Genomic DNA, 14,701 nt, shown 5'->3' on the forward strand with positions numbered 1-14,701 from the left:
GTGTCCAACGAGGACCGGCTGGTCGAGTACCTGCGGCGGGTGACCGCCGACCTGCAGCGGACGCGCACGCGCCTGCAGGAGATCGAGTCCGGCGAACCGGAGCCGATCGCCGTCGTCGGCACGAGCTGCCGCTACCCCGGTGGCGTGGCGTCGCCGGACGATCTGTGGGAACTGGTGCGGGACGGCCGTGACGCCGTCACGTCGTTCCCCACCGACCGCGGGTGGGACCTCGCCGCCCTGACCCAGGACCCCGAGGGACGCGGCGCGAGCTACACCGCCGCCGGCGGGTTCCTCGACGACGTCGCCGGGTTCGACGCGGAGTTCTTCGGCATCTCGCCGCGGGCCGCGCTGGCGATGGATCCGCAGCAGCGGCTGTTGCTGGAGTCGTCGTGGGCGTTGTTCGAGGACGCCGGTATCGACCCGGCGAGTCTGGGCGGCGGGCGGACCGGTGTGTTCGTCGGCGCGTCCTCGTCGGGGTACGCGACCGGTTTCCCGGTTGCCCCGGAAGGACTCGAAGGCCACCTGCTGACCGGTAACGCGGGCAGCGTGATCTCCGGGCGGCTCGCGTACCAGTTCGGGCTGGAGGGGCCGGCCGTCACGGTCGACACGGCGTGTTCGTCGTCGCTGGTGGCGTTGCACCTGGCCGCGCAGGCGCTGCGGGCGGGGGAGTGCTCGCTCGCGCTCGCCGGCGGCGTGATGGTGCTCGCGTCGCCGACGTCGTTCGTCGAGTTCAGCCGGCAGCGCGGGCTCGCGGCGGACGGGCGCTGCAAGTCGTTCGCGGCGGCCGCGGACGGCACCGGCTGGGCGGAGGGCGTCGGGCTGGTCCTGCTGGAGAAGCTGTCCGACGCGCAGCGCAACGGCCACGAGATCCTCGCGGTCGTCCGCGGTTCCGCGGTCAACCAGGACGGCGCGAGCAGCGGGCTGACCGCGCCCAACGGCCCTTCGCAGCAACGGGTGATCCGCGACGCGCTCGCCGGTGCCCGCCTCGCACCGTCCGATGTGGACGCCGTCGAGGCGCACGGCACGGGAACCCGGCTCGGTGACCCGATCGAGGCGCAGGCCGTGCTCGCCACGTACGGCGGCGAGCGGCGGGAACCGCTGTGGCTCGGTTCGCTGAAGTCGAACATCGGGCACGCGCAGTCCGCCGCCGGTGTCGGTGGCGTGATCAAGATGATCCAGGCTCTGCGGCACGGCGTGCTGCCGAAGACGCTGCACGTCGACGAGCCGACGCCGCACGTCGACTGGGCGGCCGGCAACGTCCGGCTGCTCACCGAAGCGATGCCGTGGCCGGAGACCGGCCGGCCGCGCCGTGCCGGTGTGTCGTCGTTCGGGATGAGCGGCACGAACGCGCACGTGATCCTGGAGCAGGCTCCGGCCGCCGAACCCTCCGCGGCACCCGTTCTGCCCGTCGTGCCGGTGCTTCTCTCCGCCCGCACGGCATCCGCACTGCGCGAGCAGGCGGAGCGGCTGTCCACAGTGGAGCACGAGCTCCCGGAGCTGGCGGCCGCGATGGCCACGCGCGGCGGGTTGGAGCATCGCGCCGCCGTCGTCGCCGCGGATCGCGACGCGCTGCTGGCCGCGCTGCGCGAGTTCGACGTCATTCAGGGGCAGCCTGGTGGGAAGACCGCTTTCCTGTTCTCCGGTCAGGGTTCGCAGCGGGCCGGCATGGGCCGCGAGCTGTCCGAGGCGTTCCCGGCCTATACGAAGGCGTTCGACGAGGTCTGCGCACACCTGGACCCGCGGCTGAAGGATGTGCTGGATTCACCGGAGCTGGACCGCACGGAGTTCGCGCAGCAGGCGATCTTCGCGCTCGAAGTGGCCTTGTTCCGGTTGCTGGAGTCGTGGGGTGTCCGCCCCGACTTCGTCCTGGGCCACTCGGTGGGCGAGATCGCGGCGGCTCACGTCGCCGGAATCCTGACCCTCCAGGACGCGGCCGCGTTGGTGACCGCGCGCGGGCGGCTCATGGAGGCGTTGCCCGAGGGCGGCGCCATGATCGCGGTGCAGGCCGGTGAGTCCGAGGTTTTGCCGTTGCCGGACGGGGTTTCGCTGGCCGCGGTGAACGGGCCGTCGTCGGTGGTGCTGTCCGGTGAGGCGGACGCCGTCGCCGCGGTGGCGGCGAAGTTCGTGAAGACCAAGCGGCTGAACACGAGCCACGCGTTCCACTCGGCGCTGATGGAACCGATGCTCGCCGAGTTCGCGGCGGCGATCAGCGGGCTGACCTTCGCCGCACCCGTGCTGCCGATCGTGTCCACCGTGGAGGAAGCGGCGGAGTGGAACGCGGACTACTGGGTCCGCCAGGTGCGGCAGCCGGTCCGGTTCCACGACGGCGTCGAACGGCTGCGCGCCCAGGGTGTCACGGTCTTCGCCGAACTCGGCCCCGCCGCGGTGCTCACCCCGCTCGCCGACGGCGCCGTTGCGTTGCTGCGGGCCGACAAGCCCGAACCCGAGACGCTGATCCGCGGCTTGAGCACGTTGCACGTCCGCGGCACCTCCGTCGACTGGCCGGCGTTCTTCGGCGGCACCCGGCGGCTTTCCCTGCCGCACTACCCGTTCGAGCACGAGCGGTTCTGGCTCGCCGCGCCCGCCGCGACCGGTGACGTCGGCGCCGCCGGACTCACCCACCTCGACCACTCGCTGCTGGGCGCCGCGCTGGCTCTCGCCGACGGGGACGGGTTCCTCTGCACCGGCGTCCTCTCGCCGCGCTCGCACCCGTGGCTCGCTGATCACGTCGTGCTCGGCTCGACGCTGGTCCCCGGCACGGCCTTCGTCGAACTGGCCCTGCGCGCGGCGGAACAGGCCGGGTGCGACCGGATCGACGAGCTCACCCTCGAAGCACCGCTGACCCTGCCCGACGGCGGCGCCGAGATCCAGATCGCCGTCGGCGCCCCCGGCTGGGACGGCGCCCGCAGCCTGCGCATCCACGCACGCCCAGCGGGTTCGGCGTTCGACGAGCCGTGGACCAGGCACGCCACCGGCACGGTGTCCGCGGGCAGCCGGTCCGCCGCGGGATCGGCCGAATGGCCGCCCGCGGGAGCCGAAGTCCTGGACGTCGACGACCTCTACGCGCGGTTCGGCGACCGCGGGTTCGACTACGGCCCGGCGTTCCAGGGCCTGCGCGCCGCCTGGCGACGCGGTGCCGAGGTCTTCGCCGAGGTCGAGCTCCCGGACTCCGCCGAACGGTTCGCGCTGCACCCCGCGCTGCTCGACAGCGCGTTGCACGTGATGGCGCTCGGCGTGCTGCCCGACACCGGTGCGGGCCGGGTTCCGTTCAGCTGGACCGGCATCACGGTGCCCGTGCGCGGCCGGTCGGCTCTGCGCGTCCGGATGTCGGCCACCGGACCGGACACCGTCACGCTCACGGCCACCGACCTGACCGGGCAGCAGGTCGTCTCCGTCGAGGGACTGACCGTGCGCCCGGTGGCGGTGCCCCGGCAGTCGCTGTTCGCCGTGGACTGGCCGCAGTCGCCCCCTGGCGGCACGGCCGAGAACATCCGGCCGACGATCCTCGCGGTCGACGGCGGCACCGAACCCGAGGCCACGCACGCCGCGACCGCGCGGGTGCTGGTCGCTCTGCAGGAGTGGCTCGATTCCGAGCCGGCGCCCGACGAACGGCTCGTGGTCGTCACGAGCGGTGCGGTCGCGGTCGAGGACGAGGTCGTCACCGATCTTGCCGGTGCGGCCGTGTGCGGGCTGGTGCGGGCCGCGCAGGCCGAGCACCCCGACCGGTTCCTGTTGGTGGACACCGACGACGTGGCCGGCCTGACGCGGTTCCCGGCGGGGGAGCCGCAGTTCGCGGTTCGCGACGGCCGCACGTTCGTGCCCAGGCTGACCAGGGCCGCCGCGCCCGCCGGTGGTCCGCTGGACTGGGACACGGTGCTGATCACCGGTGGCACCGGCGCGCTCGGGTCGGCCCTCGCCCGGCACCTGCTGAACCGAGGCACCCGGCGGGTCGTCGTCGCCGGCCGCCGGGGCGGGCCTGCCGAACCCGGCGTCGAGGTCGTGGCCTGCGACGTCACCGACCGGGACGCGGTCTCGGCGTTGCTCGGCTCGTTGCCCGGCCTCAGCGCCGTGGTGCACCTGGCCGGCGTGCTCGACGACGGCGTGCTCGGCTCGCTGACGCCGGAGCGGCTCGCCACCGTGTTGCGCCCCAAGGTGGACGCGGTTTGGCTGCTGCACGAGCTGACCCACGACGCCGGTCTGTCGGACTTCGTCGTGTTCTCCTCGGTGGCGGGTGTCTTCGGTGCCGCGGGGCAGGCGAACTACGCCGCCGCCAACGCCTACCTGGACGCGCTGATGGCGCATCGCCGGGCCGGCGGACTGCCCGGCACGGCGATGGCCTGGGGCGCCTGGGAGACCGGCATGGCCGCGAACACGCCACGCGGCGGAGTGACGGCACTGTCCATTGAGGACGGACTCGCGCTGTTCGACGCCGCCCTGGCCGTGGACCGCGCTGTCACCCTGCCGGTCACGCTGGACCTCGCCGCTTTCCGCGCGGGTCCGGTACCGGCGCTGCTGCGCGGCCTCGTGCGACAGACGGCTCGACGTGCGCAGACGGGGTCGGTGTTCGGTGCACGGCTGGCCTCCGTGACCGCGGCCGACCGTGAGGCGCTGTTGCTGGAGCTGGTCCGGACCGAGGCCGCGGCCGTGCTGGGCCACGAGACCGGCGCCCGGATCGACGTGGGCAAGGCGTTCAGCGACATCGGGTTCGACTCGTTGACCGCGGTCGAGCTGCGCAACCGGCTCGCCGAGGCGACCGGGCTCCGGTTGTCGTCGACGCTGGTGTTCGACCACCCCGGCGCGGCGGCGTTGGCCGCACACCTCGGGGCCGAGCTGCTGGGCACCTCGGTCTCCGTCGCTCCGACGACCGTCGTGGCGGCCGACGAGCCCATCGCCATCGTGGGCATGAGCTGCCGGTACCCCGGTGGCGTCACGTCGCCGGACGACCTGTGGCGGCTGGTGGAGGAAGGTCGCGACGGCGTCGGGGAGTTCCCGTCCGATCGCGGCTGGGACGTCGAGTACGACCCGGACCCTGGGCGGTCAGGCACGACCTGCACGCGGGAAGGCGGGTTCCTGTATGACGCGGCGGAGTTCGACGCGGCGTTCTTCGGGATCAGCCCGCGTGAGGCGCTGGCGATGGATCCGCAGCAGCGGTTGTTGCTGGAGTCGTCCTGGGAAGCCTTCGAGAACGCCGGTATCGCTCCCGACTCCCTGCGAGGCAGCCGCACTGGTGTCTTCGCGGGCTTGATGTACCACGACTACGGCGCCCGGCTCACGAGCGCGCCCGCCGACGTGGAGGGGTTCCTGGGGATCGGCAACTCCGGCAGTGTCCTTTCCGGACGGATCGCCTACTCGTTCGGGCTGGAAGGCCCTGCGGTCACTGTTGACACGGCGTGTTCGTCGTCGTTGGTGGCGTTGCACCTGGCGGCGCAGGCGTTGCGTGCCGGGGAGTGCACGTTGGCGCTCGCCGGTGGTGTGACGGTGATGGCGACCCCGGCGACGTTCGTCGAGTTCTCCCGTCAGCGCGGGCTGGCGCCGGACGGGCGGTGCAAGTCGTTCGCCGCTGCCGCCGACGGCACCGGGTGGGGCGAGGGTGTCGGTGTCCTGGTGCTGGAGCGGCTGTCCGACGCCCGGCGCAACGGGCATCGCGTGCTCGCCGTGGTGCGTGGATCCGCGGTGAACTCGGACGGCGCGTCGAACGGCCTGACTGCGCCGAACGGACCTTCGCAGCAGCGGGTCATCCGGGCGGCGTTGGCCACCGCGGGATTGGCGGCGTCCGATGTGGACGTTGTTGAGGCGCACGGTACGGGTACGCGGCTCGGTGACCCGATCGAGGCGCAGGCGGTGCTCGCCACCTACGGCCAGGACCGCGAGACACCGCTGTGGCTCGGTTCGGTGAAGTCGAACCTCGGGCACACCCAGGCCGCGGCCGGTGTCGCGGGTGTGATCAAGATGGTGCAGGCGCTGCGGCACGGTGTGCTGCCCAGGACGTTGCACGTCGACGAGCCGACCCCGCACGTCGACTGGACCGCCGGCGAGGTCCGGCTGCTGACGGAACCCGTCCCGTGGCCAGGCGGTGACCGGGTCCGCCGTGCCGCGGTGTCGTCGTTCGGGATCAGCGGCACCAACGCTCACGTGCTGCTGGAGGAAGCGCCGGACGCGCCCGTTGTGGCGGCCGAACGCACGTTGCCCGCGGTGCCGTGGGTGTTGTCGGCCAAATCGCCGGATGCTTTGCGTGAGCAGGCACGGCGCCTGCTGGCTGCTGCGCCGGACCTGCCGGTGGCTGTGGTGGGGCGGGCGCTGGCCGGGCGTGCGGCGCTGGATCACCGCGCGGCCGTCGTCGGCGCTGACCGTGCAGAACTGCTGGACGGGCTTTCCGCGCTGGCCTTCGGGACCGCCGGTGCCGGTGTCCACACCGGACGCGTTGGTGCCGGCAAGGTCGCGTTCCTGTTCACCGGTCAGGGTTCGCAGCGCGCCGGAATGGGCCGCGAGCTGTACGAGGCGTTCCCGGCTTATGCGTCGGCGTTCGACGCGGTGTGTGCGCGGCTGGATCCGCGGGTGCGCGAGGTCGTGTTCGAGGGGCTTCCCGAACTGGACGGGACGGAGTTCGCGCAGCAGGGGATCTTCGCGGTCGAGGTGGCGCTGGTCCGGTTGCTGGAGTCGTGGGGTGTCCGGCCCGGGCTCGTGGCCGGGCACTCGGTGGGCGAGATCGCCGCGGCGCACGTTGCCGGGATCCTGTCACTCGAGGACGCCGCTTCGCTGGTCAGTGCTCGCGGGCGGTTGATGCAGGCGTTGCCCGGCGGCGGCGTGATGATCGCCGTGCAGGCCGGCGAGTCCGAGGTTTTGCCGTTGCCGGACGGGGTTTCGCTCGCTGCGGTGAACGGGCCGTCGTCGGTGGTGCTGTCCGGTGAGGCGGACGCCGTCGCCGCGGTGGCGGCGAAGTTCGTGAAGACCAAGCGGCTGAACACGAGCCACGCGTTCCACTCGGCGCTGATGGAACCGATGCTGGCCGGGTTCGCGGCGGCGATCGACGGGCTCACGTTCGCGGAGTCCTCGGTGCCGTTCGTGTCCAGTGTGGACGAATCGATCCCGGTTTCGCCGGAGTACTGGGTGCGGCAGGTTCGTGAGCCCGTGCGGTTCGCCGACGCCGTCGCGCGGTTGCGTGCTCTTGGTGTCACCGAGTTCGTCGAGATCGGGCCCGACGCCGTCCTCGCCGCGATGGTCGAGGGCGCCGTTCCGCTGCTGCGGGCAGGGCGTGCGGAGGTGCCCGCGGTGATCGCCGCGCTGGCCAGTCTGCACGTGCGCGGTGCCGAGCCGGACTGGGCCGAGGTGTTCGCGGGTACCGGAGCGGCGCCGGTCGACTTGCCGTCCTACGCCTTCGAGCGCAGCCGGTACTGGCTCGACGCCGTTCCGGCCGCGGACGTGACCTCGCTCGGGCAGTCCGCGCCAGGCCACCCGCTGCTGGGTGCCGCTGTCGAACTGCCGGACGGCGGGGCGGTGTTCACCGGCACGTTGTCGGCCACGTCCTGGCTCGCCGAGCACGAGGTGCTGGGTGAGGTGTTGCTGCCCGGCGCCGCGTTCGCGGAGCTCGCGTTGTGCGCGGGGGCCGAGCTCGGGTGCCCGGTCGTCGAGGAGCTCACCCTTGCTGCGCCGCTGGTGCTGCGAGGTCAGGTTGCGCTGCGGGTGACCGTCGGGCCGCCGGCCGAGGGTCGGCCGGTGGCCGTTCACTCGCGGTTGTCCGATGACTCCTGGGTTCTGCACGCCACCGGTGTGGTGAGTGCTTCCGACGTTTCTGTCGACGACCTGACGGAGTGGCCGCCCGCTGGGGCGGTGGCGGTGCCGGTCGAGGATCTTTACGACCGGGCTGCGGAACAGGGATTTGGTTACGGGCCGGCGTTCCAGGGCGTGCGGGCGGCCTGGCGGGACGGCGAGGCGGTGTTCACCGAGGTCGAGCTGCCCGGGGAACGGGTGGCGGAGGCTGAGGGCTACGGGCTTCATCCGGCGTTGCTCGATGCGGCCTTGCACGGTGTCGGGCTGGGTTCGTTCGTTCCCGCTGGTGCGTTTGTGCCGTTCTCCTGGGCGGGCTTGTCCTTGGCCGCTGCGGGCGCGGCGTCATTGCGGGTTCGGATTCGGCCCGCAGGGCAGGGCTCGGTCGGCTTGACGCTGGCTGATGCGACCGGCCGGGGTGTCGCGAGCGTGCGAACGCTTGCGTTGCGGCCGGTGGCGGTGGATCGGGTGGCGGCGCGGCTGGATGCGTTGCACCGGTTGGAGTGGGTGCCGACGGGGGAGACCGGTGTGCAGCCGCTGGCGGTGGCCGGGCTTGCTGATCTCACCGTCCCGGTGCCCGCTGTCGTGGCGGTCGAGTGGGCTCAGGGCGAGCTGGGTGATGCCGTCACCCGTGCCCTCGATCTGGTCCAGAGCTGGGTCGCCGACGAGCGGTTCGCTCATTCCCGCCTGGTTCTCGTCACCCGCGGCGCCGTCGCCACGCGCCCCGGTGAGGACGTCACCGACCTCCCCGCCGCGGCGGCCCGAGGCCTGCTGCGGACCGCTGCCCAGGAGTACCCGGGCCGGTTCGGCCTGGCGGACCTCGGCCCGGACGACGAGCTCCGCACCCTGCCCGACGAGCCGGAAGCCGCAGTCCGCAACGGAACTGTCCTCGTGCCGAGGCTGGTCCGAGCCGCCGGCGGTGAGCCCACGAGCATCGCCGATCCCGATGGCACCGTCCTGATCACCGGCGGCACGGGTGCGCTCGGCGCCGCCGTCGCACGGCATCTGGCCGAGCAGGGAGCCGGGCACCTGCTGCTCACCTCACGCCGAGGCCTGGAGGCCGAGGGCGCGAAGGCTCTCGTCACCGAACTGGAAGCCGCGGGAACCCAGGTCACCGTGGCGGCCTGCGACGTCGCCGATCGCGGCGAACTCGCCGCATTGCTCGAGAAGGTCCCGGTCACCGCGGTCGTCCACGCGGCCGGTGTGCTCGACGACGGGTTGATCACTGCTCAGGACCCGGCGCGGCTCGCTGCCGTGCTCGGCCCGAAGGCAGACGCGGCAAGGCATCTGCACGAGCTGACGCGCGACGCCGGGTTGACGGCGTTCGTGCTGTTCTCGTCGGTGGCCGGGGCTTTCGGCAGCGCGGGGCAGGCCGGGTACGCGGCCGCGAACGCCTACCTCGACGCCCTGGCCGCTCACCGGGTCGCGAACGGGCTGCCCGCGCGCTCGCTCGCCTGGGGGCCGTGGCTGGAGGGCGGCATGGCGGCCGGGCTCGGAGACGCCGAGCGGCGCGCGATCGAGCGCACCGGGCTGCGGCCGATCGACAGCGAGACCGGCCTGGCCCTGTTCGATGCCGCGCTGGCACACGACGAGCCGGTGCTGTGGCCCGTGCGGCTCGACCACGCGGTGCTGCGCGCTCAGGGGGAGCACCTGCCGGCGATCCTGCGCGGGCTCGTCCGGGTTCCCGTGCGGCGGGCGGCCAAGCGGGTCGCCGACGACCGCAAGGCGTTGCTCGACCTCGTGCGCGCGGAGTCCGCGGCCGTGCTGGGGCACGCGTCGGCCGCCGCGGTCGAGCCGGACCAGGCTTTCAGCGAGATCGGGTTCGACTCGCTGACCGCCGTGGAGCTGCGCAACCGGCTCGACGCGGCCACCGGGCTCCGGCTCGCGGTGACCGTCGTGTTCGACTACGCGACGCCCGCCGCGTTGGCGGAGCACCTCGAAGCCGAGCTGACCGGCGAACGGGCCGACCAGGCGGTGGCGACGACGCGGGCCGTGGACGAGCCCGTCGCGATCGTCGGCATGAGCTGCCGGTACCCCGGTGGCGTCACGTCGCCGGACGACCTCTGGCAGCTCGTTCTCGACGGGCGCGACGCCATCGGGGAGTTCCCCGCCGACCGCGGCTGGGACGTCGAGTACGACCCGGACCCCGAGCGTTCCGGCACTACTTGTGCACGTGAGGGTGGCTTCCTCTACGACGCGGCGGAGTTCGACGCGGCGTTCTTCGGGATCTCGCCGCGTGAGGCACTTGCGATGGATCCGCAGCAGCGACTGCTGCTGGAAGCGTCGTGGGAGGCGTTTGAAAGTGCGGGAATCGACCCTGGTTCCATGCGCGGAAGCCGCACCGGTGTGTTCGCCGGCCAGATGTACCACGACTACGGTGCCCGGCTGACCGACGTGCCGGAAGGGGTCGAGGGGTTCGTCGGCATCGGCAACTCGGGAAGTGTCCTCTCCGGACGCGTGGCCTACTCGTTCGGCCTGGAGGGGCCCGCGGTCACCGTCGACACGGCGTGCTCGTCGTCGCTCGTGACCCTGCACCTCGCCGCGCAGGCGCTGCGGCAGGGCGAGTGCTCGCTGGCTCTGGCCGGTGGTGTGACGGTGATGGCCACGCCGGCGACGTTCGTCGAGTTCTCCCGTCAGCGCGGGCTGGCGCCGGACGGGCGGTGCAAGCCGTTCGCGGCGGCCGCCGACGGCACCGGGTGGTCGGAGGGCGTCGGTGTCCTGGTCCTGGAGCGGTTGTCCGACGCCCTGCGCAACGGGCACCGCGTGTTCGCCGTGGTCAAGGGCTCCGCGATCAACTCCGACGGCGCGTCGAACGGCCTGACCGCGCCGAACGGGCCGTCCCAGCAGCGCGTCATCCGCGCCGCCCTGGCGAACGCCGGGCTCGAACCGTCCGATGTGGACGCTGTCGAGGCGCACGGCACCGGCACCCGGCTCGGTGACCCGATCGAGGCGCAGGCGGTGCTCGCCACCTACGGCCAGGACCGCGAGACACCGCTGTGGCTCGGTTCGGTGAAGTCGAACCTCGGGCACACCCAGGCCGCGGCCGGTGTCGCGGGCGTGATCAAGATGGTGCAGGCGCTGCGGCACGGTGTGCTGCCCAGGACGTTGCACGTCGACGAGCCGACCCCGCACGTCGACTGGACCTCGGGGGACGTCCGGCTCCTCACCGAACCGGTCGAATGGCGCGCAGGGGTCCGGCGGGCCGCCGTGTCGTCGTTCGGCATCAGCGGTACCAACGCTCACGTCATCCTCGAAGCCGTTCCCGAGCCGGTGGACACCGTCGTGCCGACGCACCCGTGCCCGCCCGTCGTTCTCTCGGCCAGGTCACCGGCCGCTCTGCGGGCGCAGGCGACCCGGTTGCGGGAACACCTGATCAGCCGTCCTTCGCTCGAACTCGCTGCCGTCGCCAGGGCTCTGGTCACCGAACGACCGCAGCACGCTCATCGCGCCGTTGTCGTAGGTGACGTGGAGGCGGGGCTGGCGGCGCTCGGCCGTGGTGAGCCCGGTGCCGTGACCGGAGAGGTCGTGCCGGACGGCCGGACCGCGTTCCTCTTCACCGGCCAGGGTTCGCAGCGGCCTGGGATGGGCCGCGAGCTGTACGAGACGTTCCCGGTGTACGCCGAGGCGTTCGACGCCGTCTGCGCGCACCTCGACCCGAGGCTGCGGGTGGTCGTCCTCGACGGCGAGCCGGAGCTGGACACCACCGAGTTCGCGCAACAGGCGATCTTCGCGCTGCAGGTCGCGCTGTTCCGGCTGCTGGAGTCGTGGGGCGTCGAACCGGACGTCGTGCTGGGCCACTCGGTCGGCGAGATCGCGGCCGCGCACGTCGCCGGGGTGCTGAGCCTTCCGGACGCGGCCACGCTGGTCGCCGCTCGGGGACGGCTCATGCAGGCGCTGCCCGCCGGTGGCGCGATGATCGCCGTGCAGGCGTCCGAAGAGGACGTTCTGCCGTTGCCGGACGGTGTCTCACTCGCCGCGGTCAACGGTCCGGACTCCGTCGTGCTGTCCGGTGCGGAAGAGGCGGTCACCGCCTTCGCGGCGGCCTGGGCGACGAAGAAGCGGCTCAACACCAGTCACGCGTTCCATTCCGCGTTGATGGAACCGATGCTCGACGAGTTCCGCGGCGTCGTCGAGGGTTTGACCTTCGCCGAGCCGGTGATCACCCTCCTGTCCACAGTGGAGGACGGCGACCCGGCCACTGCGACGCACTGGGTTCGCCAGGTGCGCGAACCGGTCCGCTTCCACGACGCGCTGCGCGCCGCCGAAGGCGTCACGGACTTCCTGGAGCTCGGCCCGGACGGCGTGCTGACCGCGATGGTCCACGAAGACGTGGAAGCCGTCCCGGTGTTGCGGGCTGGCCGGCCGGAACCGGACACCCTGATCACCGCACTGGCCAGGTTGCACGTGCGGGGACGCCGGGTCGACTGGGCCGCGGGCTTCGGGCCCGGCGGTCACGTGGACCTGCCGACCTACGCGTTCCAGCGGGAGCGGTTCTGGCTCGCCGCCGCCGCGAAGGCCGGTGACGTCACCGCCGCCGGCCTCGTCGCGACCGGTCACCCGCTGCTCGCCGCGGTCGTCCCGCTGGCAGGGGAGGACGGTGCGCTCGGCACGGCGAGGCTTTCGCCGCGGACACACCCGTGGCTCACCGAGCACACCATCGGCGGCACCACGGTGCTGCCGGGGACCGCGCTGGTGGAGCTCGTGCTGCGGACCGCGGCCGAGACCGGCTGCGACGTGGTCAGCGAACTGACCCTGGAAGTGCCGCTCGTGGTGCCGGACCAGGGCGTTCAGCTCCAGGTCACCGTTGGTGCCGGGGAGGACGGGGAACGCCCGGTGCGCGTGCACGCTCGCCGGGACGACACCGAACCGTGGACCCGGCACGCCACGGGCACGGTCGCCGAAGGCTCCAAGCCCGCCGTGGCCCTGACCGAGTGGCCGCCCAGCGGAGCGGAACCCGTGGCAGTGGACGATGTGTACGACGGGTTCGCCTCGGCGGGGATCGCCTACGGCCCCGTGTTCCAAGGTCTGCGGGCTGCTTGGGCCCGTGGCGAGGAGCTCTTCGCGGAGGTCTCGCTGCCCGAGACCACCGCGGGGTTCCTGCTGCACCCGGCGTTGTTCGACGCGGCGCTCCACACGGCCGCGCTGAGGGGCGACCGCACGGCGCAGCTGCCGTTCTCCTGGTCCGGTGTGCACCTCTCGGCACCGGGTGCGACCAGCCTGCGGGTCCGGCTCACCCCGGCGCCGGAGGGCTTCGCGCTGGCTCTGGCCGACGGGACGGGCGCACCGGTCGGAATCGTGGACTCGTTGACCCTGCGGCCTTTCTCGGCCGAGGCGCTCGGGGTGCGGGACGCGCTGTTCCGCGTGGACTGGGTGCCGGTCTCGGTATCCGAGCACACTCAGGACGTCACCTTCCTGCCCGTGCCAGAGGCTGGGGTGCACGAGACCGTCACATCAGTGCTCGAAGCCGTCCGGGAGTGGTTGGCGGGCAACGGGGAACGGCTGATCGTGGTGACTCGCGGCGCGGTCTCGACCCGTCCCGGTGAGGACGTGCCGGACCTGGCCGCCGCGGCGGTGTGGGGCCTGCTGCGCTCCGCCCAGGCCGAGCACCCCGGCCGGCTCGCGTTGCTCGATCTCGACGACCCCGCCGCGGTTCCCGTCGCTGTCGACGAACCGCAGGCGGCGATCCGCTCGGGCAAGGTGCTGACTCCCCGGCTGACTCGTGTCCGGGTCGGGGAGGACACGGTTCCGGCGATCTCGGGAACCGTGCTCGTCACCGGCGGAACCGGAGCGTTGGGTGCCGCTGTCGCCCGGCACTTGGCGGCGAACGGCGCGCAGCACCTGGTGCTCGCCAGCCGCCGGGGTGACGCGGCGCCCGGTGCCGCCGAACTGGCCGAGGAGCTGCGTTCGTGCGGCGCGGAGGTCACGCTCGCCGCGTGCGACCTCGCCGATCGGGACGCGGTGGCCGCGCTGCTGGCCGCGCATCCCGTGACCTCGGTCGTGCACACCGCCGGTGTGCTCGCTGACGGCGTGGTGGAAACGCTGACGCCGCACCAGGTCGAGACCGTGCTGAAGGCCAAGGCCGACGCGGCCTGGTACCTGCACGAGCTGGCCGGTGACCTCGACGAGTTCATCCTGTTCTCGTCGGCCGCCGGCACGCTCGGCACGCCCGGCCAGGCCAACTACGCGGCCGCCAACGCGTTCCTCGACGCGCTGGCCGCCCACCGCCGGGCCGCGGGTCTTCCCGCGCAGTCCCTCGCCTGGGGCCTGTGGGCCGAAGGCATGGGAGACGCGGAGAACCGCGGCGCGGTCAAGGCTCTGTCCACTGAGGACGGGCTGGCCCTGCTCGACGCCTCGCGTGCCGATGGTGGCGTGGCGCTGGTCCCGATGCGGCTCGATCTCACGGTGCGGGGCGAGGTGCCCGCGTTGCTGCGCGGCCTCGTCCGGAGGCCGTCGCGGGCGGCCGTGCCGGATCAGCTGGCGCACCGTCTCGCGGCGGTGCCGGAAGCCGACCGCCACGACCTGCTCGTCGGGTTCGTCCGCACCCAGGTGGCCGCCGTGCTCGGGCACGCCGACCCGGATGCGATCCCCGCCCGGCAGTCGTTCCGCGACCTGGGTTTCGACTCGCTCACCGCGGTCGAGCTGCGCAACCGGATCGGTGCCGCGACCGGGCTGCGGTTGCCCGCGACGCTGGTGTTCAGCTACCCGGACGCGGCCGCGCTCGCCACGCACCTGGAGTCGGAGCTGCACGTCGAACCGGCGGAGCCGGACCTGACCGCGGTGCTCGCCGCCATCGGGGTGGACCGGCTGCGGGCGGCCGGACTGCTCGAACCCCTGCTGCGGCTGGCGGATCCCGATTCCGTCGCCGCACCCGCCGAAGCCTCGATCGACGCCATGGACGTGGACGACCTCGTCTCACTGGCGCTCGACCCCTCCTGAC

At 72.9% G+C, this 14,701-nt stretch carries 1 protein-coding gene; it reads left to right on the forward strand.

The features are described 5' to 3' along the window. A complete protein-coding gene (locus JOD27_RS00875) occupies positions 1-14,700 on the forward strand; it encodes an SDR family NAD(P)-dependent oxidoreductase (RefSeq protein ID WP_307829796.1) in 14,700 nt (4,899 codons plus the stop codon). Position 14,701: the final 1 nt, after the last annotated feature.

This window comes from Lentzea nigeriaca (genome assembly GCF_016907955.1).
Classification (GTDB): Bacteria; Actinomycetota; Actinomycetes; order Mycobacteriales; family Pseudonocardiaceae; genus Lentzea; species Lentzea nigeriaca.